The organism is Sphingobium olei (genome assembly GCF_042678845.1).
GTDB classification, from domain to species: Bacteria; Pseudomonadota; Alphaproteobacteria; order Sphingomonadales; family Sphingomonadaceae; genus Sphingobium; species Sphingobium olei.
The window spans coordinates 23,115-49,769 of the sequence record NZ_JBHTLS010000120.1 but is presented as its reverse complement, the minus strand read 5'-3'; the positions used below and the strand labels follow the sequence as shown (position 1 = coordinate 49,769).

General features: G+C 65.5%; 24 protein-coding genes, 1 tRNA gene and 2 pseudogenes. 18 read left to right on the top strand and 9 right to left on the bottom strand.

Features of this window, described 5'->3' with window-relative positions; genetic code table 11:
- Nucleotides 1-10 precede the first annotated feature (10 nt).
- The 7 genes and pseudogenes from ACFQ24_RS09840 to ACFQ24_RS09810 all read left to right on the top strand — a co-directional run bounded on the left by ACFQ24_RS09840 (nucleotide 11) and on the right by ACFQ24_RS09810 (nucleotide 4,949).
- On the top strand, nucleotides 11-241 hold the full coding sequence (locus ACFQ24_RS09840) for a helix-turn-helix domain-containing protein (RefSeq protein WP_380910769.1): 231 nt from the start codon (nucleotides 11-13) through the stop codon (nucleotides 239-241).
- On the top strand, nucleotides 238-819 hold the full coding sequence (locus ACFQ24_RS09835) for a S26 family signal peptidase (protein ID WP_380910767.1): 582 nt from the start codon (nucleotides 238-240) through the stop codon (nucleotides 817-819). The genes ACFQ24_RS09840 and ACFQ24_RS09835 overlap by 4 nt, the downstream gene beginning before the upstream one ends.
- Before the next feature lie 17 nt (nucleotides 820-836).
- A pseudogene (locus ACFQ24_RS09830) lies at nucleotides 837-1,417 on the top strand (lytic transglycosylase domain-containing protein).
- Between the two features lie 889 nt (nucleotides 1,418-2,306).
- Nucleotides 2,307-2,741 (top strand): hypothetical protein, encoded by a 435-nt coding sequence (locus ACFQ24_RS09825; RefSeq protein WP_380910765.1) that lies wholly within the window; start codon nucleotides 2,307-2,309, stop codon nucleotides 2,739-2,741.
- Nucleotides 2,627-4,249 (top strand): annotated as a pseudogene (locus ACFQ24_RS09820) (DUF3363 domain-containing protein). The gene ACFQ24_RS09825 and the pseudogene ACFQ24_RS09820 overlap by 115 nt, the downstream one beginning before the upstream one ends.
- Before the next feature lie 83 nt (nucleotides 4,250-4,332).
- Nucleotides 4,333-4,752 carry a CopG family transcriptional regulator gene (locus tag ACFQ24_RS09815; RefSeq protein ID WP_380910763.1) on the top strand — a complete coding sequence of 140 codons (420 nt, stop codon included), beginning with the start codon at nucleotides 4,333-4,335 and terminating at the stop codon, nucleotides 4,750-4,752.
- A complete protein-coding gene (locus ACFQ24_RS09810; protein ID WP_380910761.1) occupies nucleotides 4,749-4,949 on the top strand; it encodes a helix-turn-helix domain-containing protein in 201 nt (66 codons plus the stop codon). The genes ACFQ24_RS09815 and ACFQ24_RS09810 overlap by 4 nt, the downstream gene beginning before the upstream one ends.
- Nucleotides 4,950-5,181: 232 nt before the next feature.
- Here the strand turns inward: ACFQ24_RS09810 and ACFQ24_RS09805 are convergent, their stop codons facing one another.
- Together ACFQ24_RS09805 and ACFQ24_RS09800 are read right to left on the bottom strand one after the other, a co-directional pair.
- Nucleotides 5,182-6,219: a tyrosine-type recombinase/integrase gene (locus ACFQ24_RS09805; RefSeq protein ID WP_380910759.1), complete on the bottom strand. Its 1,038-nt coding sequence runs from the start codon at nucleotides 6,217-6,219 to the stop codon at nucleotides 5,182-5,184.
- 519 nt (nucleotides 6,220-6,738) lie between these two features.
- Nucleotides 6,739-6,813 (bottom strand) — tRNA-Val (locus tag ACFQ24_RS09800).
- Nucleotides 6,814-6,942: 129 nt separating this feature from the next.
- Between ACFQ24_RS09800 and ACFQ24_RS09795 the strand changes: the two genes are divergently transcribed.
- Nucleotides 6,943-8,274 (top strand): dicarboxylate/amino acid:cation symporter, encoded by a 1,332-nt coding sequence (locus ACFQ24_RS09795; RefSeq protein WP_380910757.1) that lies wholly within the window; start codon nucleotides 6,943-6,945, stop codon nucleotides 8,272-8,274.
- A gap of 13 nt (nucleotides 8,275-8,287) precedes the next feature.
- Here ACFQ24_RS09795 and cpdR read toward each other — a convergent pair whose 3' ends face one another.
- Nucleotides 8,288-8,665: a cell cycle two-component system response regulator CpdR gene (gene cpdR / locus ACFQ24_RS09790; protein WP_380910754.1), complete on the bottom strand. Its 378-nt coding sequence runs from the start codon at nucleotides 8,663-8,665 to the stop codon at nucleotides 8,288-8,290.
- A 137-nt stretch (nucleotides 8,666-8,802) separates the two neighbouring features.
- On the opposite strand from cpdR, the gene ACFQ24_RS09785 reads away from it, so the two are divergent.
- Complete coding sequence (locus ACFQ24_RS09785) at nucleotides 8,803-9,696, top strand: N-formylglutamate amidohydrolase (RefSeq protein WP_380910782.1); 894 nt, start codon at nucleotides 8,803-8,805, stop codon at nucleotides 9,694-9,696.
- On the opposite strand, the gene ACFQ24_RS09780 is transcribed toward ACFQ24_RS09785, so the two are convergent.
- Nucleotides 9,675-11,570, bottom strand: a complete 1,896-nt coding sequence (locus tag ACFQ24_RS09780) for an acyltransferase family protein (RefSeq protein ID WP_380910752.1) — start codon at nucleotides 11,568-11,570, stop codon at nucleotides 9,675-9,677. The two genes, ACFQ24_RS09785 and ACFQ24_RS09780, sit on opposite strands and share 22 nt — an antisense overlap.
- A 335-nt stretch (nucleotides 11,571-11,905) precedes the next feature.
- Nucleotides 11,906-12,928 carry a class 1 fructose-bisphosphatase gene (locus tag ACFQ24_RS09775; RefSeq protein ID WP_380910750.1) on the bottom strand — a complete coding sequence of 341 codons (1,023 nt, stop codon included), beginning with the start codon at nucleotides 12,926-12,928 and terminating at the stop codon, nucleotides 11,906-11,908.
- Nucleotides 12,929-13,122: 194 nt separating this feature from the next.
- Here ACFQ24_RS09775 and ACFQ24_RS09770 point away from each other — a divergent pair, with 194 nt between their 5' ends.
- The gene (locus ACFQ24_RS09770) at nucleotides 13,123-13,908 is read left to right on the top strand and encodes a TerC family protein (RefSeq protein WP_380910748.1); all 786 of its coding nucleotides are present in this window, start codon (nucleotides 13,123-13,125) and stop codon (nucleotides 13,906-13,908) included.
- A gap of 236 nt (nucleotides 13,909-14,144) precedes the next feature.
- On the opposite strand, the gene ACFQ24_RS09765 is transcribed toward ACFQ24_RS09770, so the two are convergent.
- Together ACFQ24_RS09765 and ACFQ24_RS09760 are read right to left on the bottom strand one after the other, a co-directional pair.
- A complete protein-coding gene (locus ACFQ24_RS09765) occupies nucleotides 14,145-14,588 on the bottom strand; it encodes a hypothetical protein (protein WP_380910746.1) in 444 nt (147 codons plus the stop codon).
- A 107-nt stretch (nucleotides 14,589-14,695) separates the two neighbouring features.
- Complete coding sequence (locus ACFQ24_RS09760) at nucleotides 14,696-15,520, bottom strand: cold-shock protein (protein WP_380910744.1); 825 nt, start codon at nucleotides 15,518-15,520, stop codon at nucleotides 14,696-14,698.
- Between the two features lie 280 nt (nucleotides 15,521-15,800).
- Here ACFQ24_RS09760 and ACFQ24_RS09755 point away from each other — a divergent pair, with 280 nt between their 5' ends.
- The 7 genes from ACFQ24_RS09755 (at nucleotide 15,801) to ACFQ24_RS09725 (ending at nucleotide 23,506) form a co-directional block, all read left to right on the top strand.
- Nucleotides 15,801-16,418: a ribonuclease D gene (locus ACFQ24_RS09755; RefSeq protein ID WP_380910742.1), complete on the top strand. Its 618-nt coding sequence runs from the start codon at nucleotides 15,801-15,803 to the stop codon at nucleotides 16,416-16,418.
- 16 nt (nucleotides 16,419-16,434) lie between these two features.
- Nucleotides 16,435-17,082, top strand: coding sequence for an LPS export ABC transporter periplasmic protein LptC (locus tag ACFQ24_RS09750; RefSeq protein ID WP_380910740.1), 648 nt, complete (start codon nucleotides 16,435-16,437; stop codon nucleotides 17,080-17,082).
- Nucleotides 17,082-17,663: an LptA/OstA family protein gene (locus ACFQ24_RS09745; RefSeq protein ID WP_380910738.1), complete on the top strand. Its 582-nt coding sequence runs from the start codon at nucleotides 17,082-17,084 to the stop codon at nucleotides 17,661-17,663. The genes ACFQ24_RS09750 and ACFQ24_RS09745 overlap by 1 nt, the downstream gene beginning before the upstream one ends.
- A 47-nt stretch (nucleotides 17,664-17,710) precedes the next feature.
- Nucleotides 17,711-19,252, top strand: coding sequence for a right-handed parallel beta-helix repeat-containing protein (locus ACFQ24_RS09740; RefSeq protein WP_380910781.1), 1,542 nt, complete (start codon nucleotides 17,711-17,713; stop codon nucleotides 19,250-19,252).
- A 128-nt stretch (nucleotides 19,253-19,380) separates the two neighbouring features.
- Nucleotides 19,381-19,770 (top strand): hypothetical protein, encoded by a 390-nt coding sequence (locus ACFQ24_RS09735; protein ID WP_380910736.1) that lies wholly within the window; start codon nucleotides 19,381-19,383, stop codon nucleotides 19,768-19,770.
- Complete coding sequence (locus tag ACFQ24_RS09730; protein ID WP_380910734.1) at nucleotides 19,767-22,580, top strand: hybrid sensor histidine kinase/response regulator; 2,814 nt, start codon at nucleotides 19,767-19,769, stop codon at nucleotides 22,578-22,580. The genes ACFQ24_RS09735 and ACFQ24_RS09730 overlap by 4 nt, the downstream gene beginning before the upstream one ends.
- Complete coding sequence (locus ACFQ24_RS09725) at nucleotides 22,577-23,506, top strand: diguanylate cyclase (protein WP_380910732.1); 930 nt, start codon at nucleotides 22,577-22,579, stop codon at nucleotides 23,504-23,506. Before ACFQ24_RS09730 ends, ACFQ24_RS09725 begins: the two co-directional genes overlap by 4 nt.
- Before the next feature lie 22 nt (nucleotides 23,507-23,528).
- On the opposite strand, the gene ACFQ24_RS09720 is transcribed toward ACFQ24_RS09725, so the two are convergent.
- Nucleotides 23,529-24,629: a Gfo/Idh/MocA family protein gene (locus ACFQ24_RS09720; protein WP_380910730.1), complete on the bottom strand. Its 1,101-nt coding sequence runs from the start codon at nucleotides 24,627-24,629 to the stop codon at nucleotides 23,529-23,531.
- Nucleotides 24,630-24,689: 60 nt separating this feature from the next.
- Complete coding sequence (locus ACFQ24_RS09715) at nucleotides 24,690-24,995, bottom strand: helix-turn-helix domain-containing protein (RefSeq protein WP_380910728.1); 306 nt, start codon at nucleotides 24,993-24,995, stop codon at nucleotides 24,690-24,692.
- A gap of 302 nt (nucleotides 24,996-25,297) precedes the next feature.
- Here ACFQ24_RS09715 and ACFQ24_RS09710 point away from each other — a divergent pair, with 302 nt between their 5' ends.
- A complete protein-coding gene (locus tag ACFQ24_RS09710) occupies nucleotides 25,298-26,644 on the top strand; it encodes a GntT/GntP/DsdX family permease (protein ID WP_380910726.1) in 1,347 nt (448 codons plus the stop codon).
- Nucleotides 26,645-26,655: the final 11 nt, after the last annotated feature.

Genomic DNA, 26,655 nt, shown 5'->3' with positions numbered 1-26,655 from the left:
TATCAGGCACATGGACAGCGATGACGACATCACCCGGGCCAATCGCGCCAAGCGCGGTTCGCCTTTCCTCAATACCGACCAGGCAGCCGCCTATCTTAAACTGTCGAGCCGACTGCTCAAGCGCCTGCGCCGCGACGGCAAAGGGCCGGTCTTTCGCCGCCACAGCCGCTACGTCCAATATCATATCGACGATCTCGACGCCTGGTCGGACGAGCGTAGCGCACGGGAGCTCGGACAATGACCGCGCGCTCCCGCGGCGCCGACGACGCGCCCCTGCTCGCCTGGGGCGAAGCGCTCCGGGCCGAGAAGAAGAGACGCATCGATCTTCGCCGACGCTTCGCCATTGCCGGCGCAGGCGTCGGCCTCATGCTACTCTCCGCTGCGCTGCCGCCGACGCCGCGCTTGGTCTGGAACGCGACCGCCAGCGCGCCGATCGGCCTCTATCTGGTCACGCCCGGCATGTGGGCGGAACCCGGTGACATGGTCGTCGCGCGCCTGCCGCAACCCTATCGCAGGCTGGCGGCGACCCGCCGCTATCTTCCCGCGAACGTGCCCCTGGTGAAGCGGGTCGCAGCCTATGCAGGCGATCAAGTCTGTGCGCTTGGACAGCGTATATTCGTCAACGGGCGCAGGGTCGCCGGGCGCCAAAATGCCGATGCGACGGGCCGCGCCATGCCGTCCTGGCGCGGCTGTGTAACTTTGCGCGGGCGCCAGCTCTTCCTGCTGATGGACCATCCCGCATCGTTCGACGGCCGCTATTTCGATCCGATCGAGGGCAACGACGTGATCGGAAAGGCGCGGCTGCTGTGGCGCGGTTGACGCAACTTGCCACAGCCATGACGCTTGCCCTGGTCGCTCCGGCCCGGGCCGAAACGGTCGCCGACTGGCAGCCCTATATCCGCGAGGCGTCACGCGATTCGGCGTGCAAGCCTTGTGTATCGAACGGGTCATGCGGGCCGAGAGCGGCGGCCGGACACGCCATAATGGCCGCCCGATACGCTCATCCGCCGGCGCGATGGGTCTCATGCAGATCATGCCCGCGACCTGGCTCGAGATACGGGCGCGGCTGGGTCTCGGCAATGATCCCGACGACCCACGCGACAACATTCTCGCCGGCACATTCTATCTCCGCCTAATGTATGATCGCTTCGGCTACCCCGGCCTGTTCGCAGCCTATAATACCGGTCCTGCACGCTATGCGGATTACCTCGCCGGACGTAGCAGCCTGCCTTGCGAGACGGTGGGTTATCTCGCCAGCGTCGCGCCATCGCCGACCGGCGCCCTGCCTTCGCCAACGAAGGCAGAACCACCGCCATCCATCTTCGCGGTGCGCAGGGATGTGCAGCCGGTCGGCTCGATGAAGAGCAATTCTTCCGCAGCGTCGACACTGTTCGTCGCACTGTCGCAGGCGGACTGACGCAATGTCGTGCATGCAGGGGAGGGAGGAAGCTCGTCTCGACAGACCCAGCATGACGGCTGGCGAAATGGCTATCAAGGCCCGCGGGCGCCCCCCAATATTCTACGAAAATCGGTTCCCCCCACGTCCGCTTCGCGGCGCTTCGCTCCTAGGCCCTGACAGCCTCTCCGCCACCCATCTCTTTAACGCCGTTTTTGATGGTTAGAACGCAAGCGTTGAAGGTCACAATGGACATGTCTTAGAGCATTGGAACGGCGTCGGCCAATGTCGTGGAAAGCGTGATGGCGGCGCCCGTTTATGGCCTCGAACTGGAATTTGGATGCGGTGCCGGAGAGGCATTGGCGCATCGGTTTCTTGAGGCTGAGGAGACGGATTTCCCTGGGATGCACGGGCGCAAGAGCGCTGGATCGGCGCTTACGAAAGAGCCGACGACGAGGATTTGGAACTCGATCGGATAGCGATCTGCGGTCCGGCTCGACGGAAATTGGTTCTGCGCCATCATGCTCGTGGATGGCGATGGCCAGGCGCACGGGAAGATGGGGTGCCGGCAGTTTCGGTCGCTGGTCAGGGCGCGGAATGCGATGCTCCATGCGCACTGAACGAAGCCCATTCCGCGGGGCGAGGCGGTGTCGGTCGGCGTCGTCTCTCCCCTTTTTTAAGCGTCAAGGGGAGCAGGAAGGAAGAGAGGGGACGGCAAGATTAAAGCCCTGCCTCCAGGAGAGGCCGGGATTGGCGTCTGCACAGGCTTTGGGATGGAGGCATGGCCAACGCCTTACCTCCATGCTGGCTGGGAAGGTCGGCTCTCCGTGCTCGGCGGTGGAGGCCCTTGAACTGGCCCACGGGCCTTGCCCATCCTTCCTGTCCGCCATGCGACAGGAAGGATCAGGCCATGCCCGGTGAGAATGATTTCGAACTCTGGCTCGGTCATGTCGGTGCCGATCGCGGCGTCACCGGCAGGCTCGCTCGCGCGCGTCGCTTGGGGAGCGCCGGCAGCGCGCGAGGACGCCGCTTCACCGGCGCCGCCATCGGGCGCGGCTCGAGCGTGGGGCGGGTGCTCGGTGCCTCGGATCGCTTCGCCAGCCTTCGCGTGCGCCGCGTGGTGGTGAAGGCGCGGATCGTGAAGCTGGGCGGCAAGGGCATGGCCGCCGCCGCGCACCTGCGCTACCTGCAGCGTGATGGCGTCACGCGGACAGGCGAGCGCGGCGCTCTATGGCTCCGTCGAGGATCGTGCCGATGGCAAGCTTCCTCGAGCGCGGGCAGGGCGATCGCCACCAGTTCCGCTTCATCGTCGCGCCCGAGGATGGCGGGGAGTATGAGGACCTGAAGCCCCTGGTCCGCCGTCTGATGAGCCAGGCGGAGAGTGACCTGGGAACCAAGCTCGACTGGGTGGCGGTCGATCACTCCAACACCGGCCATCCTCATAGCCACATCATGCTGCGCGGCGTCGACGAGAAGGGAAAAGACCTCGTCATCGCCCGCGACTATCTGACCCAGGGCCTGCGCACCCGTGCGGCCGAACTCGTGAACCTCGACCTTGGTCCCCGAACAGACCAAGAGATCATGGCCGCCCGCGAGCGTGAGACGACACTAGAGCGCTTCACCGGCATCGATCGCCAGCTCGTGCGCGAAGCCGATGGCGAGGGCAAGCTGATGCTCACCAGTCGCGACAGCCAAGAGCATGCCCTGCGCATGCGCCGGCTGCGGACGCTCGAGCGGCTCGATCTTGCCGCCGAGGCGAAGGACGGCAGCTGGACGCTGGCCCCCGAGCTCGAGTCGACGCTGCGCCGCCTGGGCGAGCGCGGCGACATCACCCGCACCCTCAATCGCGAACTGCGCGAGGCGGGCATCGCCCGGCCGCCGCAGGACCACTCGGTTTATGATCCCCATGAGCCGGCCGCAGAGCCGATCGTCGGTCGGCTGGTGGCGACCGGCCTTTCGGACGAGCATCGGGATCGCCGCTACCTCATCGTCGACGGGGTGGATGGCCGCAGCCACTATGTCGACATCGGCGAGGATCGGACGCCTCACGCCAAGGGATCGATCCTGCGCCTCTCGCCCCGGCCTATCGAGCTGCGCGAGGTGGATCGCACCATCGCCGCTGTCGCTGGCGCCCATGATGGGCGCTACAGTGTGGACATCCACCTTCGCCACGATCCCGCCATCAGCGAAGAGCAGGCACAGGCTCATGTCCGCAGGCTCGAGGCCATGCGCCGCTCCATCGGCAAGCCCGAGCGGCAGGTGGATGGAACATGGACGATCGAACCCGATCACCTCGCCCATGCGCGTGAACATGAGCAGCGGCAGGGCCAGCGCCTGCCGGTGACAATCGAGACGCTGTCGCACAAGCCGCTCGAGCAGTTGCCCGCCCATGATGGCGAGACCTGGCTTGATCGCCAACTGACCGCCGCCACACCCGAGCCCTTGCAGCGCGGCTTTGGCGCGGAGGTGCGAGGGGCGCTGCAGCAGCGGCGGCAATGGCTGGTCGAGCAGCAGCTGGCCGACAGCGAGGAGGGGACGATCCGCTATCGCCGCAACATGCCTCAGCTGCTCCAGCAGCGCGAGCTCAGCCGCGCCATCACAGCCACGAAGCAGGGGACGGGGCTGGCCCATAGACCCACCTACATGGGAGAGCGGATCGAAGGCACATACCGCGGTGCGGCCTAGGTGGGTGACCGGCGCTATGCCCTGATCGAGCATTCCCGCGAGTTCAGCCTCGTGCCTTGGCGGCCGGTGCTCGAGCGGGCGGTGGGCAAGTCGGTCTCCGGCATCATGCGGAGCGAGGGCATCAGCTGGACCATGGGCGGGCGGGCGCGGGGGCTCGGGATCGGCTGATCCGGGTTGCCTCCATTGGCACCGGAGAGGGACTGTCCACCGCCGGCCGCTGGCGCGATCATGGGAGCGAAGGACAAGCCCCCATGAAGACGTTCAAGACCCGCCATCAATTCTATCTGCCCGATGCGCTGTCTGAGAAGCTGGATGCGCTCACCCAAGCCCCCGGTGCGTCCAAGACCGCGATCCTGACCGACGCGCTTACCGCTTGGCTGGAGCGCAAGGCCGGCCATGAGCTCGACCAGCGCTTCGGGCCACGGCTCGACCGGCAAAGCCGCGCCGCCGAACGGGCCGAGCGCAAGGTCGACGCGCTCACCGAGATGCTGGGCATCTTCATCCAGCACCAGCTGACCCTGGTCGCCCATCAGCCCGCGTTCGATCCCGACACCGCGCAGCTTGGGCGGCTGCGCTACCAGCGGTTCATGGAGCTGGTCGAGCGGCGGCTCGAACGCATCAGCCGGCAGGACAGGCTCCCGGAGCCCAGCCAGAAGGAGGACGAGCAATGACATTGGGCCCCCGCCCGCCAGCCATAACCGTGCGGATCAAGGATGCCTGTCGGATCACCGGCATCGGGCGATCCAAGCTCGATGACCTTATCGCTGCGGGTGAGATCGAGATCGTCAAGGTGGGCGCCATGACGTTGGTGCCGGTTGCCGGGTTGGAGAGGTTCGTCGCGAAACGGCAAGCAGCAGTGAGAAGATAAGTTGCGTTCGTGTCGTACCTTGCCGACAACGCCTGACTTCGGGGCCGGGCAAATAGACGCAGCAGAAGGGCCGACTGTATCAATGGCGGCACACGGATTGGTCGGAATGGGTGATCCGATCCGGCTCTGCGAGGCGCAGATGTGCCGGATCGAGCCATTTATCCTTTGTTTTGTAGCGTCCCGCAGTCGGAACATGGTCAGCTATCGGCCAGATCCCCCTCGGACGGCTGATCTAGCTTAGCCTGTTGATGGACGCACGCATGTGGTCAACGCTGACGCTTGAGTAGCGCTGGACCATTCTCAAGGATTTCCAACCTCCCATGTTCATGATGGTGATGAGGTCGATACCAGCCATCACGCAGTGCGAGGCCCAGTGATGACGCCAGTCGTGGACGGTGAAATCCTCTATGCCCGCACGCTTGCAGGCGGTGGCGTGCTGGGTCTTGATCGGGTTGCCTCCCGGTATCGTAGCCTTGCGGGTGTCTTGATAGGGTTTGCCGAACCGATTGAGGAAAACATGCTCTTTTGTGGGCTGTCCCTGCCTATCCCAGATCGGGCGCAGCACGTCCATGACGCGGGGATGCATCGGCACGGACCGGGTGATCGCATTCTTTGTGTGATTGAGCCGGATTGATCCCTCGTGCATGTCGACGCCCTCGACACCCCACTGCAACTGCAATGCGGTCTGGATGCGAGGGCCGTGGAAGGCAAGCATGGTGATGATCGGCTGGATGTGAGGCGAATAGGCTGCGATCAGCCTGTCGCGGTCTTCCTTGCTGAGGAAGCGCACTCGCTCATTGTTGAAGGGTATGGCCTTTATCCGCAGGGGCGGGAAATCATGCAACTCATGATAGACATTGATCGCCGCCTGAAACACGGCGCGATAGCGGTCCTGGCCCGCCGGATCATGGCCGGTCAGATAGGCGCGGCGAAAATGCTCCCAAGCCTGCTTGGGCTCGCGCAGGCTGAAGTCGCCGATCAGGCCGTTGAGCTTGCCGATACGCAGGATGTCGGACGCACATGGGGGCTTTGCCTTCGTCAGGTAGCTGTCAAAGGCTTGGGCGATGCTTCCCTGCGCGACGAGAGCGGCTGGACCGAACATCAGCTGGTGACGCAGCTTGGTTTCATGTTCAGCCATCAGATAGGCTGCGGCGTCTCGGTCGCTGGTTCCTGTGCTGAATTCCTTGACGATGATCTTCTTCTTGCCGAGTGCCACTGAGCCTCGAATGTAGTAGATGCCGTGTTTCCCACGGGTACGGATGGCTAGCATCTTGGTTTCCTTTATTCTTTGTCGCCTGCTCGCGCCGGACGGGTCTAACCGTGTGCGGGAAAGGCGAAGCGCCAGGTCTGATTGAGATTGCGCGCATCGCGGGGGCCAGCTCGCCACAGGCTAGGTCGGAGCGAGGACGCATTATCGCGATGCGCAAAGCAGCTGATCACCATCTCAGGCGGACCCCGGGCCCTTGAGGCGCTTCGCTGCGTGAAGGCGCGTCGGCAATCTGTGAAAACGCTCCGGCGGTTCAAATCCGGCCTGCGCGACGCTGCCATACCGGTCTGTTCGGGCGGCAGCGAAGGGACGTTGCCTGCGACACCCACAGGTGGTCTCAATGGCGTCGACGACTCGGGAGATGGCTGCGACCGTCCGCAATTCGCATGCCCAGAACTTGCCGAAAGAGGGGGATGAGTTGCCCAAAATTTGCCGAAAAAGCCGGTGGCTGGGGTCAACCGGCGTCCGGCCACAGGCAAACAAAAAAACCCCGCCAACTCGTTGAGTTGGCGGGGTTTTTTATGGTGGGCGTGGCAAGGATTGAACTTGCGACCCCTGCGATGTCAACACAGTGCTCTACCACTGAGCTACACGCCCACTGTGGAGGGGGCCAATAGCGGGGGGCGGGACGGCACGCAAGCGGGAAAATACCCGGCCCCCACATTCTTCTGGACAGCGCGGGGGCCGATCATATGCTGCGACGCAAACAGAGGACGCTTCCGCCACATGCTGCCATCGACATCCTCGCCGATCCAGACGGCGCCACGCCTTCCTTTCTACCGTCAGCTCTATGTCCAGGTTCTGACCGCGATCGCCCTGGGCGTATTGATCGGCCATTTCTGGCCGGACGCGGGGCGTCAGCTCAAGCCTTTGGGCGAAGCCTTCATCAAGCTGGTGAAAATGATTATCGCGCCGGTCATCTTCCTGACCATCGTCACCGGCATCGCCGGAATGAAGGAATTGGGCGCGATCGGCCGGGTGGCGGCCAAGGCGTTCGGCTATTTCCTGACCTTCTCCACGCTCGCGCTGATCGTCGGCCTCATCATCGCCAATCTGGTGCAGCCAGGGGCAGGCCTCAACATCGATCCCGCGACGCTGGATGCCGGCAAGGTCGCCGATTACGCGCACCAGGCGCATGAGCGCACCCTGACGGGCTTCCTGATGAGCATCATCCCTTCGACCATGGTGTCGGCGGTCGCGGACGGCAACATCCTTCAGGTTCTGTTCGTCGCCATCCTGTTCGGGATCGCGCTGACCATGATCGGGGACAAGGCCGCGCCGCTGCTGACGGTGCTCGAATCGGCGAGCCATGCCGTGTTCAAGCTGGTGGGCTTCCTGATGAAGGCGGCACCGATCGGGGCCTTCGGCGCGATGGCGTTCACGATCGCCGAATATGGCGTCGGCACGCTCGCCAACCTGGCTGGCCTGGTCGCCACTTTCTATCTGACCTCGCTGTTGTTCGTGCTGGTAGTCCTGGGCGCGGTGGGATGGTTCGTCGGGTTCAACATCCTTCACCTCATCCGCTATCTGAGGGCGGAACTGCTGCTGGTGCTCGGCACGTCCTCGTCCGAGGCCGCGCTGCCGAGCCTGATCGAGAAGATGGAGCGGGCCGGGTGCCGCAAGTCGGTCGTCGGACTGGTCGTCCCGACGGGCTACAGCTTCAATCTCGACGGAACGAATATCTATATGACGCTGGCCGCGCTGTTCATCGCGCAGGCGTGCAACGTTCACCTCAGTCTGGAGGAGCAGATCCTGCTGCTGCTGGTCGCGATGATCTCGTCCAAGGGCGCGGCGGGCGTCACCGGGGCGGGCTTCATCACGCTGGCGGCGACCCTGTCGATCGTGCCGTCCGTCCCGGTCGCAGGCATGACGCTGATACTGGGCGTCGACCGGTTCATGAGCGAATGTCGCAGCCTGACCAACTTCATCGGCAACGCGGTTGCGACCATCGTGGTGTCGGCATGGGAAAAGGGGCTGGACCGGGAGCGGTTCAACGCCGCCATGGCGGGTGTTCCGCTGGAGCCAGCGCCGGGCAGCGAGGAAGTCGTGCCCGACTGATGGCGGGCTCCCGTCAGTTCAGCCCGGAAAGACTTTCTTTGTCGAACATGCGTTCGACCTCCAGCACCAGATCGCGCAGATGGAAGGGCTTCGACAGCACCTTAGCCTGCGGTACTGCCTTGCCGGCTTTCAGCGTCACGGCTGCGAAGCCCGTGATGAACATGATTCGCATGTCGGGTGCGACCTGGGCGGCGTGCTGGGCCAGTTCGATCCCGTCCATTTCAGGCATGACGATGTCCGTCAGCAACAGGTCGAACCGGTCCGCCTCGATATGCGGCACCGCTTCCATACCGGTGCCGACCGACACGACATCATAACCCGACTTTTCCAGCGCGCGCGCCAGGTAGGTGCGCATGCTTTCGTCATCTTCAGCCAATAATATGCGGATCATCGCCCCACTTCACCTTCGGCCGCGCCGCCGATCGCTCGCGCCGGACCGGGTGGCGCGCAGCCGCCTTATATGCGACAAGGTGTAAATATTATCCAGCCGAGCAGATGATTTTTGGCGCCTTGATGAAGAAAGACATGGTGGATCATCCCGCGCCGCAAATGCCGATGGTGGGCGAGCCGGCATTCGACCTCTATGGCGCGATGACGCCGCGCTGCCCGGTGATATTTTCGGTGCCACATGCGGGGCGGGATTATTCCGAAGCATTGCTGGCGAGCGCCCGGGTCGATCTTGCGACGCTTCGGCGGCTTGAAGACCGGTGGGTGGACTTGATCACGCATCCGCTGATCGAACGCGGGTGCAATGTTCTGGTCGCGCGGACCGCGCGTGCGCTCATCGATCTCAACCGCAACGAGCGCGAGATCGATCCGGCGATGATCGCGGACATGCCGCGGGGTGCTGCGGTGCAGAGCAGCGCCAAGCTGCGGGGCGGGCTCGGCCTCTTTCCCCGGCGCTTGCCGGGTGTTGCGGAGCTGTGGCGGCAGCCGATGGACTGGGACGATGCGCGGGCCCGCATCGAGCAAATCCATCGTCCCTATCACGCCGCAATCCGGCAGTCGCTGCTGGCTGCGCGGGATGCGCATGGGCAAGCCATCCTGATCGATCTTCATTCAATGCCGCCCATCCCCTCATCCGCAGCGGGTCAGCGATCCGCCACGATGATCTTCGGCGACCGGTTCGGGCGAAGCGCTTCCTCGCGTCTGATCGCGCTTGCCGCCGATGTGGCGCAGGCCCATGGCCTCCGGGTCGCGCATAATCATCCCTACGCCGGCGATCATGTGATCGAGCGGCACGGGCGGCCCGAACAACGAGTCCACGCCATCCAGATCGAGATCGACCGCACGCTCTATCTCGATTCGTCGCTTGATGAGCCGGGCGCTGGCTTGCCGCTTGTCCAGAAAGTCATTGCCGATATTACGGACGCGCTGGCGGACGAACTGCGGCGCTCGACCTACGCCTTGGCGGCGGAATAGGCGATCACGGTTTTCGCACCGCTGACGCTCAGGTGGTGGGAGTCGAAATAGAGCGGCTTGCCGTCCCGCTCGATGGCACAGATCCATGCGTCGCAAAGCGCGGCAACGGGGTCGATGATATCGACGCCCTCGCGCTGAAGCCGGCCGAAAAGCGCGCGCAAATGCCTCGTTCGCGCATCCACGAAAGCGCGGGAAACGCCCTTGGCCTCGGCCAGAAGGCCATGTTGCGCCAGATGCGCGAGGCGGCGGGGCACGTCGAACGGCTGAGGTGGCACTGGACCGATGATCGTCACTCTCTTACCAGCCGCGCGCAGCAGCCTCGCCGTGCGATCGAGTTTCTCGACAAAGGTCGGCGCGTCGAAATCGCCATTGGCCCAGAAAGCGGAAAGATAGACGGTATGGATGGCCGGTTCGGCCTTGATGGCGGCAAAGGCGGCGCGATTGGCTTGCGCGCAACGGGGATCGCGGGCCTCATAGTCCAGCACCGGCGGGCAGCTGGAGGTCGTGCGTTCAATGATGGCGCGGCCTTGGCTCCTTGCGCGGAGCGAGAGCGCATAGGCGAGTTCGACGCCGTGGCTGTCGCCCCATAGCATCGCGTCCGGCCGAATGGCGGCACCCAGCACGCAGGGCTTGGCGTCGCGCAGGAAGCTGTCATGGCATTGTTTGCGCGCGGGGCTGAAATCCTCCCGACCCGCCATCTGCGTTAGCGCGGCGGGGGAGAAGCGCGCCGGCCATCCTCCTGCAGCCATCAGGGCGAGAGACAGGCAGCACAGGCAGGCTGCCGACGCGCCGCTGATGGCCAAGATCGTCTTTGCTGACACCGTGCGGCTGTCGCGGAACGGCCGCTCGATGAAGCGCCACGACAGATAGGCGCAGGCGAAGGACGCGCCGATGACGATCCATCGGCCGGTCCCCGACAAGGGCAGGTCGGTCGCATATTCCGTGAACACGATGAGCGGCCAGTGCCAGAGATAAAGCGAGTAGGACAGCAGGCCCGTTGCAACCAAGGGCGGGAACGTCAACAGTCGTCCCGTGCGCGTTGCGGGCGCGCAATGGATGAGCGCCGCTGCGCCCAGAACGGGTGGGAGCGCACCGATGCCCGGAAAAAGGGTGTCTTTGTCATAAAGGAGGACGGCCGCTACGATGGCGATGAAGCCGGCAAGCGCCAGCGCTTCACGCATCCACTGCCGGGACACGGGCGGGACGACGCGGAGGGCGAGGAGGGCGCCGACCAGCAATTCCCATGCTCGGGCGGGCAGGAGGTAGAAGGTAAAGCCGCTGGTGTCGCGCTGCATCGCGGCGGCAAGAGCGAGCGAGGCCAATGTCGCGGCCACAAGGATCACGTTGCGCCAGCGGGGGCGGTAGCGGGCGACGAGCATCAGCAGGACGGGAAAGCCGATATAATATTGTTCCTCCACCGCCAGCGACCAGGTGTGTAGCAGTGGCTTCACGTCCGCGCCGCCCGCGAAATAGCCGGTGTCGGTAAAGAACCACAGGTTGGAGGCAAAGAGGGTCGCCGCCAGCGCGGATCTGGGCACGCCTTCCAGATCGCCGGGCAGGTAGAGCCAGGCCGCCGCAGCCAGCACCGCCAGCATCATCACGGAGAGGGCCGGGACGATGCGGCGGAAGCGGCGTTCGTAGAAGCGCAGGATCGAGAAGCGGCCTTCGTCCACTTCGCGCGCGATGATGCCGGTGATGAGGAAACCGGAGATCACGAAGAAGATGTCGACGCCGATATAGCCACCGGAAAAGCCGGGGACATGGGCGTGGAACAACAGCACCGGCAGGATCGCGAGGGCGCGCAGCCCGTCTACGTCGCGGCGATAGCCGACATGAGCGACTCTATCGCTGCGGGGGGCGGCCGATCCATGCATCCGGCCGCCCTATCGACAAAGCCCTGACATTTCCTTTCCGGGCGACCGATGCGGTGCCGATTGCAGTTCGTGCAACCGTCTTTTCGCCCTTCGCATTTGCAGCGCGAGCCGCCCCGGGGCAAAGAGATTGTGCCTTTCAGGCATCCTCTCCTAAAACTTTCAGGCTGATCTTGCGATCAGCCTTTTTTTTGTCACGCGACTGGGCTAGAGAGTCGCTGCCTATGCCGGGCCACTAAAACAAGTTTCTGGAGAGGAGCCGCCGGTCGGACCGGCAGGCACGGCATGGCTGGGGGATCGAGCGCGCCGCCCGCGCTCTCCCCCAATTTTTCTCGCCCTCAGCTCGCCAGCGCACTCGCCTCCCGGCCATAGGCCAATACTGCTTCCACTTCCGCGCGGTCGCCGAGCACCACGCCGACCCGCTGGTGCAGGCCTTTGGCGGGCACGTCCATGATGGGCATGAAGCCATCGGTCGCCGCGCCGCCCGCCTGTTCGATGAGGAAGCTCATCGGATTGGCTTCGTACATCAAGCGCAGCTTCGCCTTGCCGGGCGTGCGATGATCGTAAGGGTACATGAAGATGCCGCCGCGCTTGAGAATGCGGTGCACGTCCGCCACCATCGACGCGGTCCAGCGCATGTTGTAATCCTTGCCGCACGGTCCCTGCGCGCCCAGCACGCGTTCGTCGATATAGCGGGCGATGGCCGGCGACCATTGGCGGCGGTTGGACATGTTGATCGCGAATTCGCACTTGCCCTGCGGCATCTTCATGTCGGCGTCGGTCATAACCCAGCTGCCGACTTCGCGGTCTAGCGTGAATTCATAGACGCCGGTGCCGACGCTGAGCACCAGGATCGTCTGCGGCCCGTAGATGGCGTAGCCTGCGGCGACCTGCGCCCGGCCGTCCTGGAGGAAGTCCTCTTCCGTCACGTCGCGCCCGGCGCACGCTTCCGGTGCCTTGAGCACCGAGAAGATGGTGCCGACCGACAGGTCGACGTCGATGTTGCTCGACCCGTCGATCGGATCGAACAGCATCAGATATTCGCCCTTGGGATAGCGGTTGGGGATGGGATAGATGGTTTCCATCTCCTCCGACGCCATGGCCGCGAGATGCCCGCCCCATTCATTGGCGTCGAGCAGCAGTTCGTTGGCGATGACGTCCAGCTTCTTCTGCACCTCGCCCTGCACATTTTCGCTGTCGAGGCTGCCGAGCACTTCGCCCAGCGCCCCCTTGCCCACCGAATGGCTGATCGTCTTGCAGGCGCGCGCCACGGTTTCGATCAGCAGGCGCAGTTCGCCCGGCAGGGCGTTGGCCTGCCGTTGCTGTTCGATCAGGAAACGGGTGAGGGTCGTTCTGGACATGGGCCGCCTTTCGCTAAGGGGACGGGAAGGAAGGTGCGCCCCCTCGCTAGGGGACTGTACGGCCCCCGTCCAGCCGCAGGACGCTGGCCGCCGCCGCATGATAACGTTGTCCTGTGACAAAATATGTCCGGCGGAACCCGAAGGTCTCGGTTCCGTTTCGGCCGCGTGTCGATTTCCGGCATCCGAGGACCGATATGGACAGCCTGCTTTCCGCCTTTACCGACCCCGCCGCCCTTGCCGCGCTGATCGCGCTGGTCGTGATGGAGGTGGTGCTGGGCATCGACAATCTGGTCTTCATTTCCATCCTGACCAACAAGCTGCCCGAAGCCCAGCAGCCCAAGGCGCGGCGGATCGGCATCGGTCTGGCGCTGGGGATGCGGCTGGTGCTGCTGTCGATGATCGCCTGGCTGGTGGGGCTGACGCAGCCGGTGATCGACCTGGGTTTCAGCGGACCGCCGGACATGCATGGCGCGCCGACGTTCGAGACGCAGTTTTCCTGGCGCGACCTGATCCTGATCGCGGGCGGCCTGTTCCTGATCTGGAAGGCGACGAAGGAAATCCACCATAATGTCGACCCGGACGGCAGCGACGATGTGCTGGGCAAGGACGGCAAGACGGCGATCAGCTTCGGCAGCGCCATCGCGCAGATCATCGTGCTGGACATGATCTTCTCGCTCGATTCGATCCTGACAGCGGTGGGCATGACGGATAATCTGGCCGTGATGGTCATCGCGGTGATCGTGGCGGTGACGGTGATGCTGGTCGCGGCCGATCCGCTCGCCAACTTCATCGCGCGCAACCCGACGGTGGTGATGCTGGCCTTGGGCTTCCTGCTGATGATCGGCGCGGTGCTGATCGCGGACGGCTTCGGCGTGCATGTGCCCAAGGGCTATATCTACGCGGCGATGGCCTTTTCGACGCTGGTGGAGGTGCTCAACATCTTCGCGCGACGGGCGAAGATGCGGAAGGACGGGGTGTAGCGCAGGGGCGATTCGCCCAAACCTACGAAGTTCACACCGTTATGCCACGCAAATGCGTCGAATCTCCCGCGAAGCGCCCGCGACGCGTCTCGCACGCCTCACCGACGCTTCCCCGACGCGCTCGCGACGCTTCTCGCGCTTGTCGCGCATGGAGGCGGATGAAGTGGCGGGAAGAAGGGGGAGCGGCAAGCCATTGATCAGGTGGATCAGGCGATCGTCGAATAGGAAAGGGGCCCCTAGAATGAAAGGGTCATCGCATCGTTGACGGCCAGTGCCGACCATTGGGTGGTCAGTTCATCGAGGCGGAGGCGGATGGCGTCTATGTCGGCCACCGCTACGGGGAGCGCGCCATGGCCGCGCGCGTCGCAAGCATGTTCATAGGTCGCGATCAGCTCTTCGGCCGGCACGCGCCCGCCCCACATCTCCGCCTGGAAGGTTTCGACCAGACGCTCGATCGCTTCCTCGCTGTCTCCACCCATGGTGGTGAGGTCCGCGGCCGCGCCGTTCCGGACGAGGGAGAGGAAGCCGCTGTGCGCGAGCGTGCTTTCGACGGCATAGTGGACCATGTCGTGCGGGATGATCCCCTGCTTGGGACACTGGATCGTTTCGGACGCGCGGCCGGGACGATGGACGGCGAGTTCGTCGAATTTTCCGCCGCGCTTGGTGAAGATCAGGTCCATGCGGAGAAGGTTTATCGGTCCGACGCTGGCCCGCAACGAAAAAGGGCCGCCCTGTCGGGCGACCCTCTCGATCCTCTCCCTTGTGACAGGGATGATGTCGGCGCGGTTCAGTCTGCCTTGGACTGGAGGTTCACCGCCGCATATTTGCCGCGACGATCGACTTCCAGTTCGAAGTCGAGGCGGTCGCCTTCATTGAGGGCGGCCATGCCTGCGCGTTCGACGGCGCTGATGTGCACGAAGGCGTCCGGCTGGCCGTCGTCGCGCTGAATGAAGCCGAAGCCCTTCATCGCGTTGAAGAACTTGACCGTGCCGCTGGCGCGTTCGCCGGTCAGCTGGCGCTGGGGACCACGGTCGCCGCCGCCGAAGCCGCCGCGTTCCGGACGGTCGCCAAAGCCGCCGGCGCGGGGTTCGCGGGGCGCGCGATCCGTGACGGGGAGGGGTTCGCCGTCGATCACCAGGTCCGTGGCGGACACCTTGCCGCCGCGATCCACCAGCGTGAAGCCGAGCGGCTGACCTTCGGCAAGGCCGGTCAGGCCGGCCTGCTCGACGGCGCTGATATGGACGAACACGTCTTCGCCACCATCGTCACGGACGATGAAGCCGAAGCCCTTCTGGCCGTTGAAGAACTTCACGACGCCCTTGCCTTCGCCGACGACCTGCGCGGGCATGCCGCGGCCACCGCCGCCGCCGCCGCCGAAGCCGCCGCCACCGAAGCCGCCGCCACGGTTGCCGCCGCCGAAGCCGCCGCCACCACCGAAGCCGCCACGGTCGCCGCCGCCGAAGCCGCCGCGATCACCACCGAAGCCGCCGCCGAAGCCGCCACGATCACCACCGAAACCGCCGCGGTCGCCACCGCCGTAAAAATTGTCGTCGCCGAAACCGTCGCGCTTGTCCTTGCCGCGCCCGCCGCGGCGACCTCTGTCAAAACTCATGCCCTGTTAGTCACTTTCGCTTCGCCCCAAGACCAATCGGACAAACATGTCGGGCGAATGACATGCAGAATCCACCGCAAAGGCGGGTTTGGGAATCACTATAACAACTTTTCAGGGCAGCGCGAATGATTTTCACTGCGAAGATCATGATCCGTTCTTCTTGGAAAAGGTGGGGCGTAGACCGCGCATTTCGCCGCGCTGGAGGGGCGTTTCGTCGCCGGTTGGCATCGGGCGAAAGCGTCGATTGCGGCGCAGGCGGTTTCGCCATAAGGGGAAAGCCATGACCGTTCATTTCCATGAAGAAGACCTGCCCGCCGGCGTGCTGGCGCCAGGGCCGATCGCCGTCGATACCGAAACGATGGGCCTTATCACCCCGCGCGACCGGCTGTGCGTCGTCCAGATCAGCGACGGCAAGGGCGACGAGCATCTGGTGCGCTTCAATCCCGGCAGCGATTATGCCGCGCCCAACCTGCGCGCCGTGCTGGCCGATCCGGCGCGGTTGAAGCTCTATCATTTCGGGCGGTTCGACATCGCGGCGATCCGGCATTATCTGGGCGTCGTGGCCGCGCCGGCCTATTGCACCAAGATCGCCTCGCGCCTCGTGCGCACCTACACCGACCGCCATGGCCTGAAGGAACTGGTGCGCGAACTGCTGGGCCAGGACATCAGCAAGCAGCAGCAGTCGAGCGACTGGGGCGGGCCGGTGCTGTCCGACGCGCAGAAGGACTATGCCGCGTCCGACGTGCGCTACCTGCACCAGTTGAAGGCCGAACTGGACAAGCGGCTGGTGCGCGAAGGGCGGATGGAACTGGCGCAGGCCTGTTTCGATTTCCTGCCGCATCGCGCGGAGCTGGATCTGGCCGGGTGGCCGGAGATCGATATCTTCGCGCATATGTAAGAGGAGCAGCAGGTCCGTGTCCGTCCAGGCCGATCAGCAACGCGACGTGCGCCGCCACTGGGCGCGGCCGGGCGGCAGCCACGACCGGCTCGTCGCGCTGCTGAAGAACTGGCTGCCGGTCGCCGTCGGCGTGTTCGCCGCGCTGTTGGCGACCGCGCCCTTCACCGGGCATGAGGGCGTCAGCTTCGTTCTCGACAAGAACAAGGTGGACGTCGCGAAGGAGCGGATGCGCGTGACCGAGGCGCTCTATCGCGGCGAGGACAGCAAGGGGCAGCCCTTTTCCCTGCGTGCAGGAAGCGCGGTGCAGAAAAGCTCGCGCGAGCCGATCGTCGATCTCAACGCCATGTCCGCGCGCATCCTGCTGTCCGACGGGCCGGCGGTGCTGACCGCGCAGAAGGGCCGGTACGACATGGAGACCGAGCGGGTCGGGATCGACGGGCCGGTGCAGTTCCAGTCGGCCGGCGGATATAGGCTGACCACGCGGGACGTGGGCGTCGACCTCAAGACCCGGCGGATGAAGAGCGCGGGACGGGTGGACGGCCGCATGCCCATCGGCGTGTTCAGCGCCGACCATCTGGAAGCCGACATGGCGGCGCGGACGGTGACGCTGAACGGCCGCGCGCGCTTGCGCATCGATCAAAATGGTCTCAAAGGGCAGAAGTGATGAAACGCACCCTGATCCTGACGTCCGCCGGCTTGATCGGCGTCGCGGCGACGATGCTCGCCGGGGCCGGCGCGCCGTCCTTCGCGCAGGTTTTCAAGAATCATGACAGCAACGCGCCCGTCAACTTCACCGCCGACCGGATCGAGGTGCAGGACCGCGCCGACCGCGTGCTGGTGTCGGGCAATGTCGAGGTGACGCAGGCGGGCATGACGCTGAACGCCGCGCGCATGACGGTCGCCTATCGCAACCCGCCGGGAACGGCTTCGAGCGGCGACGGCATGGGCGGGATCGAAATCGACCGGATCGACGCGTCGGGCAATGTCGTGGTGCGCAAGGCGGACCAGACGGCGCGCGGCAACGTCGCGATCTACGACCTCAACGCCAAGCTGATCACGATGCTCGGGAATGTCACGCTGACGCAGGGGGCCAACCGGCTGACGGGCGGGCGGCTGGTGATGGACCTCAACAGCGGCCGGTCCACTGTGGATGGCCGGTCGACCGGCAGTGGCGTGCCTGGCACGGCGACCAGCCCGAGCGGGCGCGTTTCGGGCACCTTTACCGTGCCCCAACGAAAAAATTAAAGGCGCTTTGGGCGGAGCCGCAGGCCGGGAGTAGCCGATTGCCGAAAATGTGGGTGGCGGCTGGCCTGCTGGGCGTTTGGGTGGCGGGGCTGGCCGCGCCGGTGGCCGCCGAAACCTATCATGTCAACGCGCTGACCGGCGACGACCGGGCGGACGGCACGAGGCCTGAGCGTGCCTGGCGGTCGCTGGCGCGGGTCAACGCCTTTCCGCTGAAAGCCGGCGACAAGGTGATGCTGACCGCCGGGTCGGTGTGGCGCGAGTCGCTGACGCTCACCCGATCGGGCACGGCGTCCGCCCCGATCATCGTCGCCGCGACCGGGCAGCTGCCCCGCCCCCGCATCGAGGCGGGCGGCGTGTCGCCCCATGGCGTCGCCGTGCTGAACGCCGAATATGTGACGGTCAGTGGTCTGGAGGTCACGAACGACACGCCGGGCGGCGTAGCAGGTACGGAATCGCGCTTCGGCATATTGGTGTCGGCGCAGGACCGGGGCGTGACGCGCGGCATTCGCATCGCCGACACCTATGTCCATGACGTGCGCGGCACCAACGCGCGCAAGGACAATGGCGGGATCGTGTTCCAGGCGCTGGGGCCGAAACGGCCGACGCGGTTCCAGGGCATCACCATAGAGCGGAACATCGTTTGGCGGGTCGATCGGTCGGGCATCGCCGGGATCAGCGATCAGGTGACGCGCGCGAACTGGTTCCCCGGTGAGCAGGTCGTCATCCGCGACAATCTGGTCGAGGATGTGGGCGGTGACGGCATCGTGCCGCGCGGCACGGACGGCGCTCTGATCGAGCATAATATCGTGCGCCAGGCCGGAGCGCGCGCGCCGGGATACAGCGCTGGCATCTGGCAATGGAGCACGGACAACAGCCTGATCCAGCTGAACGAGGCGGCCTATACCCGCACCCGGTATGACGGGCAGGGGTTCGATTCCGATTTCAATTCCCGGCGCACGACGCTGCTCTACAATTTCAGCCACGACAACCAGGGCGGGTTCCTGCTGATCTGTTCGCCCAGGGTCGACGACCGCGACAATCTGGGCAATCGCGGCACGGTGGCGCGGTTCAACGTCAGCCGGAACGACGGCACGCGGATATTCCAGCTGGCCGGCAATGTGACGGACGCGCTGGTGGAGGGCAATGTCGTCCATGTCGGGGCGGCACTGGACGTGCAGATGGTGGTGGCGACACAGTGGGACGGATGGGCGCGCGACGTGCGCTTCCGCAGCAACGCCTTCCGTGTCGCGGGAACGGCGCGCTATGGCCGCGAAGCCGGCCGCAGCGGCCCCGATTACCTGATCCAGCCGGGCTTTGCGCCCGCCGAGTATATCGCCTTCGACGGCAACAGCTTCCTTGGCCGCCATATCGGCGTGCCGCAGGATCCTTCGGGGCGATATGACGCGACCTATGTGGCCCCGCCGGCCGACTGGGACGTGCCCGTCTTCGACCCGGCAAGGCCCGAAGGCTTTTCCGATTTCCTGATCCATCATCGCAGCTGGATGATGACGATGCTGCAGCGGGAATTGAACGCGCCCGTCAGGCTGCAGCAGGCGCAGCCCATATCGCTGTTCGAGGCGCGGCGTTAGGGCGCTGGGCGCCAGGGCGCGGGCGTTAACCAAAGCTTTCACATGCAGTGCGGAACGGACCCATTCGCAGCGATCTTTGCTGCGTCCTTTTGAGGATTTTAACGATCCGGGTCCAGAATAGCGGCTGTATGAATCAGTGGGTTATCTTTTCCGGGATCAGGCTGCTGCCCGTTCGCAAGGGCGGACAGGGCGGAGCGCTGTCCGCCCTTGCGCCGGCAGCTTTGTTGCTGGTGGCGGGCCTCGCCGGGCTGGCTGCCGCGTCGTCGGCCGGAGCGGGCGGAACGGGCAGCTATGCGGTGATCGCGCCGCCGGGATCGACTCTGGCGGACAGCATCAACATCGTCCGCGCGGCGGATGGACGAATGGTTCAACCGGGCCGCTTCGCCAACATCGTGATCGCCCGGTCGGACCGCAGCGATTTCCCCGACGCCTTGCGCCGCGCGGGCGCCTGGGCCGTCATCGACGCGCCGTCGCCGGGCGGTTGTCTCGCTCCCCTTGTTGAGGACAGGCCATCATGATCATCGAGCTGGATACGCTGCGCGGGCAATTCGGACGTTTCCTCGTGCCGCTCTTCTGGGCGCATGTGCCGTTGCTGGCGTCGGTGGCGATGATGACCGGCCATTCGGCCGTCGGCGCGGCTGGGGCGGGGGCGGTGCTGGCCGCCGCCTATCACCTGACATGGCGGCGAAACGGCACCGCGCCCGTCACGCGCTATCTGTCCGCCATCGCGCTGATGGGCGAACCGGCCATCCTGCTGGTCCTGCTGCGCGGCCATGCGTGGCAGATGGACATGCACATGTATTTCTTCGCGATGCTGGCGTTGACCATCGCCTGGTGCGACAAGCGCGCGATCCTGGCGGCCGCCACGGCGACGGCGCTGCACCATCTGCTCCTGCTCTACTTGCTGCCCTATGCCGTGTTTCCGGGCGCGGGCAATCTGGGCCGGGTGCTGCTGCACGCCGGCATCGTGGCGTTCCAGACGGCGGTGCTGGTGTGGTTGAGCGACATGCTGGTCGAGAGCTTTGCCCGCAACCAGCAGATGGGCGAGGAGATATTGGCGAAGAATCTGGCGCTGGAGGACCGCACCCGCGAGGCGGAGGATGCGAACCGGGCCAAGAGCCTGTTCCTGGCGAACATGAGCCACGAGATCCGCACGCCGATGAACGCGATCCTGGGCTTTTGCCATCTGGTCCTGCGCACCGACCTCAACCCCAAGCAGCAGGATTATATCGGCAAGATCAACCAGGCGGGCATGTCGTTGCTGCGGCTGATCAACGACATATTGGATTTTTCCAAGAATGAGGCGGGCAAGCTGACGCTGGAACTGCGCCCCTTCGACCTGCGCCGGGCGATCGAGAACCAGATCAACATGGTCGCCGAAACGGCCGAGACGAAACGCGTGTCGCTGGAGACGCGGATCGCGGCCGACATGCCCGATCGGCTGGTGGGTGACGAGATGCGGTTCGGACAGGTGGTGCTGAACCTGCTGAGCAATGCCGTCAAATTTTCCGAAGGGGGGCGGGTGACGATCAGCGTCGGCGTCGAATCGCAGGACGAGGACGGGACGATGATCGCGCTGACCGTGCGCGACACGGGTATCGGCATGACGGAAGAGCAGCAGCGATCGCTGTTCCACAGCTTCACCCAGGCGGACAGTTCGACCACGCGGCGCTTCGGCGGCACCGGCCTTGGCCTCTTCATCTGCCGGCAGATCGTCGAGCGGATGGGCGGCGACATAAGGGTCGAGAGCGCGCCGGGCGAGGGCAGCAGCTTCCTGTGCCGGATGCGCATGGCGCGGGCGGGCGGGACAGCGGCAGGCGACGACGCCGTGCCCGACCATGTTCGGACGCTGCATGTGCTGGCGGCTGACGACAATCCCGCCTCGCGACAGATACTGCACGACATCTTTGCCGGGTGGGGCATGGCCGTCGAACTGGTGGCCTCGGGCGACGAGGCGCTGGCGGCGGTGCAGGCCGCCGATCAGGCAGGAAGCCCCTATGACCTCGTGCTGCTGGACTGGAAGATGCCGGGCATGGACGGAGCCCAAGTGGTCGAGGCGATCCAGGCCGCGCCGTTCCGCGGCGAGCGCCCCCGGACCTGCATCATCACTGCCTATGGCGCGGACGAATTCCGGGCCGGCGCGCGCGACGATCATGTCGCCGCCTTCCTGACGAAGCCGATCGCGCCAGACACGCTGCTGGACAGCATAGCGGGCCTCTTCGCGCGGACGGAACCGGTCGCCGCCGTCGCGGCCGATGCAGGCACGGTGCCGCGGGTCGCCGAGGGGCTGCGCGGCCTGACCGTGCTGCTGGTGGAGGATAATGAGATCAACCGCGAGATCGCGGTGGAATTGCTGACCGATGGCGGTTTGCAGGTGGATGTGGCCGAAAATGGCCGGGTCGCCTGCGAGAAGATGGAGCAGCAGGGCGAGCGCTATGCCGCCATATTGATGGACGTGCAGATGCCCGAGATGGACGGCATCGCCGCCACGCGCGCGATCCGGGAGCGCTGGCCGTCCGATCGGCTGCCGATCGTCGCGATGACGGCCCATGCCTATGAGGAGGAGCGGCTGCGCTGCCTGGACGCGGGGATGGACGATCATGTCGCCAAGCCCGTGGACCCCGCGACGCTGATGCGCACGCTGGAGCGCTGGCTGCAACCTGCGGGCCATGCACCGCAGCCAGCCGTCGAGAGCGGGAAGTCCGCTCCGTCCCTGCTGCCCGATCAGTTGCCGCCCTTCGACCTGTCGGCCGCGTTGCAACGCGTGAACGGGAAAGCGGCGCTGCTGCGCAAGCTGATCCTGAGCTTCGCCCGGAGCTATGCCGATGTCGGGCGCGACCTGCGCACCTATATCGGGGTTGGACTGCTCCCCGACGCGCACCGCCTGGCGCACAGCCTGAAGGGCGCGGCGGGATCGCTGGAGCTGGCGGCCGTGCAGGACATCGCGGCCGAGCTGGAGCGGATGCTCGCGGCGGGCGAGGTGGAGCAGGCGCGAGTCGCGATCGTGCAGCTTGAGGCGGCGATCGCGCCCGCCATCGCGGCGGCGCGGACGCTGGAGCCGGGGGATGCGGCTGCGTCCGTTCCGTCGGGCGCACCCGCCGATAGCGCCATGGTGGATGCGCGCCGGATCGACCTGCGCGACCTGCTGTGTCGTCGCAGCCTTGGCGCGCGGGCGGCCTTCGCGCGCTTCGCCGACGCGATGGGGCTGGACGAGGGACAGCGACGGGGACACCCGATCCACCAGGCGCTGGACAGGCTGGATTATGAAGCCGCCCTGTCCCTGCTGGACGCGGAGAGGGCCACCGGCCGTGAAGGTGTGCCGTCATGAGCAAGGGAACCATCCTGATCGTCGACGACGAGATTTCCAACATCGAGATCATGAATGCGGTGCTGGAAGAGGACTATGAGGTCTGCTTCGCCACGTCGGGACGGGAGGCGCTGGAGGTCGTGAAGACCGCGCAGCCGGACCTCGTGCTGCTGGACGTGCTGATGCCCGGCATCGACGGGTTCGAAGTGTGCCGCCGGCTGAAGGCCGATCCGCTGCTGACCGACATCCCCGTGATCTTCACAACCGGCCTTGGCGACACGGAGGACGAGATGCGCGGCCTGTCGCTGGGCGCGATCGATTATGTGACGAAGCCCGTGCAGCCCGCCATCCTGCGGCGACGGGTGGGCAACCATGTCGAGCTGAAGCGGCTGCGCGATCAGCTGGCGACGATGGCCGTGACCGATGCGCTGACGGGCCTGAGCAACCGCCGCCATCTGGAACGGTCGCTGGATCTGGAGGCGGCGCGCCTCGCCCGGACCGGCGACTGGCTGTCGGTGGTGATGCTGGACATCGATTTCTTCAAGCAGTTCAACGACACCTACGGCCATCCGGCCGGGGACCGTTGCATCATGATGGTGGCGGCGGCGCTGGTCCGGGCGGTGAAGCGCGCGACCGATTTGCCCGCGCGCTATGGCGGGGAGGAATTCGCCTGCATCCTGCCCGGCCTGGACGCCGCCGGCGCGGAGATGGTCGCCAACGACATCCGGCTGCAGATTCAGTCGCTCAACATCCCGCATGAAGGATCGCAGGTCAGCCCCTACATCACCGTCAGCATCGGCGTCGCGAGCGCCCGCTGTACCCCGCAGGCGGCGTCCGACCGGTGGATCGCGGAAGCCGACCGGCAGCTCTATGTCAGCAAGCAGCGAGGGCGCGATCGCATTTCGGTGACGCAGTTCGACCATGAGGCGGTGCGCCGCCGGGCCTGAGCCCGGCCGCGCGCGCGCCGTGTCAGGCCTTGATCCCGACGCTGCGATGTTCGGCGGCGGAGCGGTAGATCGCCTCGATCACGCGCATGTCGGCGAGGCCTTCCTCACCCGGCACGATGGGCGTGGCGTTGGTCAGGATGCATTCGGCCAGATGATCGAGCTGCCCGGCGAACTGCGTCTTTGCCGCCGCCGGCAGCACGCGGGGGGTGGCGACGCCGTCCTTGCGGATGGTCATGCTCTGGCCCTGATAGGGCGTGGCCGGCTCCATATCGATATAGCCCTGCGTACCGATGACCCGGTAGCTGTTGTGCGACGAGCTGTAGCTCGACACGCAATTGGCGATGATGCCGGAGGGAAAGCGCAGCATGAAATTGATGCGGTCCTCCACCGTCTTGAAGCGCGGATCGTTGCGGTCGGTGGATTCGACCGCGCTCACTTCCACCGGCTCCTCGCCGGTCAGGTAGCGCGCGGCGTTGAGGCTGTAGATGCCGATGTCCATCAGCGAGCCGCCGCCCGACAGCGGCCGGTCCAGACGCCACTGGTTGGGCTGAGCGGGAAAGCCATGTTCGGCGGTGATGAGGCGCGTCGGGCCGACATGGCCGCTGCGCGCCAGGTCGATGGCGAGGCGATTATATTGCTCGAAGCGCGAGCGGTAGCCGATCATCAGCTTCTTGCCCGCCTTCTTCGACGCGGCGATCATCGCCTGGCATTCCGCAACCGAAATTGCCATCGGCTTTTCGCACATGACATGCTTGCCCGCCTGCGCCGCGCGGATGCTATATTCGGCATGCATGCTGTTGGGCAGGACGATGTAGACGGCGTCGATGTCGGGATTGTCGCGGATGCGGTCGAAATCCGCATAACTGTATCGGTGCGTCTTTGGGATCTTATATTGCGTGCCGAACTGTTCGAGCTTGGCGGGCGTGCCGCTGACCAGCGCCACCAGCCTGGCGCTGTCGCAGCCGGCGAAGTTCGGCATGATCTGGCGCGTGGCGTAGGAGCCGAGGCCGACGACCGCATAGCCGATCTTGCGGTTCTGGGCGAAGGCGCGGGGTGCGCCGCTTCCGGCCAGCGCCAGTCCTGCGCCGATGCCGCCGATCAATGCCCTGCGCGAATGCTCCATGCCTTCAACCCTCCGACAAATGGGGCACAACGCCATGCCCCTGTTCTTGCTCCGCACATCCTATAGGATAGTAAATCGCGGAGGGGTAGTCAGGCGTGCTGCATCCAGCCGAAATGACCGGGCGATTGCGACCTGCGTGCGATTGCGCACGTTGAGCTTGCGCATGAGGGCGGTCATGTGGACCTTCACCGTGGCTTCGGCCATGCCGAGTTCATAAGCGATCTGCTTGTTGAGCAGGCCGGAATGGACGCAGCGAAGCACCTTCATCTGGGTCGGGGTGAGGTGGGGAGCGGGGATGGGCTGCGCGTCTGTGATCCGGCGATCCTGCGGATCGTGCCTGTGCTGCAGTTCCATGGCGAATTGCATCTGACCTCTCCCTTTGGCTGATCCCGCGCGGAACATGGACGCGTTCCGAAAACCAAGATTCGTTATCGCTAACGATAGGAGAATCAGTCAGACAGATTCAAGCGAATTTTGATGATGTGCGCGAATTATCCTAGTTTAGCGTGGCATTTATGTATAACCTGTCTAACAGATTTTCAGGGTTCGACCGATCGAATCACTGGATGCGGGTTGGGGAGAGGGGCGGAAAAGATGACGTTACCATTGCATCGGTCGACGGAGCGCAACAACCTGGGCTCCCTGCGCTTCCAACGGGAGCGGGTGCTGTGAATCCGGCCGACTACCGGCTGCTGATCGCCGCCGTCGCCGGCATCGCGCTGTCCATCCTGCTCATCATCAAGGGACGTCTGCATCCCTTTGTCGGGCTGCTCTGCGGCGCCTTCACCGTGGGCCTGCTGGCCGGGCTGCCGATGGAGGAAACCGCCAAGGCGGTCGAGAAGGGCGCGGGCACCATATTGGGCGGCACCGGGCTGGTCGTGGCGCTGGGCCTGGGGCTGGGCGCGATGCTGCAACTGTCGAACGGCGCGGGCGGGATCGCCAGCGCGGCGCTGCGCATGTCCGGCGTACGGGGCGCGCCCTGGGCCAGCCTGTTCACCGCACTGCTGATCGGCCTGCCACTCTTCTTCGAGACGGGCCTGGTGTTGCTGCTGCCGATCGTGGCGTCGGCTGCCGCGGCGCTGCCCAACGGCCAGAATGACGACACGGCCAAGCTGAAGCTGATGCTGCCGGCGCTGTCGGGCCTGTCGGTAGTCCACGCGCTGGTGCCGCCGCACCCCGGGCCGCTGCTGGCGGTCAACGCGCTGGGCGCCAATCTGGGGCTGACGCTGGTCTACGGCCTGATCGTGGGGATTCCGACCGCGATCATCGCCGGGCCGCTGCTGGCGCGCTTCACCGCGCCCGGCGTGAAACTCAGCCCGCCGCTGCTCGACCCCGTCCACCTTGACGTCGCGACGCCTTCGGTCGGGCGGGCGCTGGCGGCGGTGCTGCTGCCGGTCGTGCTGATCGCGGCCGGGCAGGCGGTGGCGCTGATGCCGCCGCAGGTCGCCGGGCATTTCGAGTGGCTCAAATGGATCAGCGATCCCGTCGTCGCGCTGCTGGTCGCGGTGCTCGTCGCGCTGCCGCTGCTGTTCGGGCGGCGCATTGCCGACAGGGATGTGCAGGGTGCGATCTGGACCGAGGCGATGACGCCGGCGGGCGGCATCATCCTGGCGATCGGCGCGGGCGGCGCGTTGAAGCAGGTGCTGGTGACGGCCGGCCTGTCCGACATGCTGGTGCGGATCGCGCAGGGCGGGGCGATTTCTCCCATCCTGCTGGCCTGGGGCGTGTCCGTCTGCATCCGCCTCGCGACCGGCTCCGCCACCGTTGCGACGATCACGACTGCGGGCGTCATGGAGGGGCTGGTCGCGGCGTCCGGCGTCGCGCCCGAATGGATGGTGCTGGCGATCGGTGCGGGTTCGCTGTTCTTCAGCCATGTCAACGATCCGGGCTTCTGGTTGGTGAAAAGCTATCTCGGCACCGACATGCCGGGGACGTTCAAGACCTGGTCGGTTATGGAGACGGTGGTCGCGGTCGTGGGTCTGCTGCTGGTGCTGATCGCCAGCAGCATCCTGTGACAGGGCGGTCG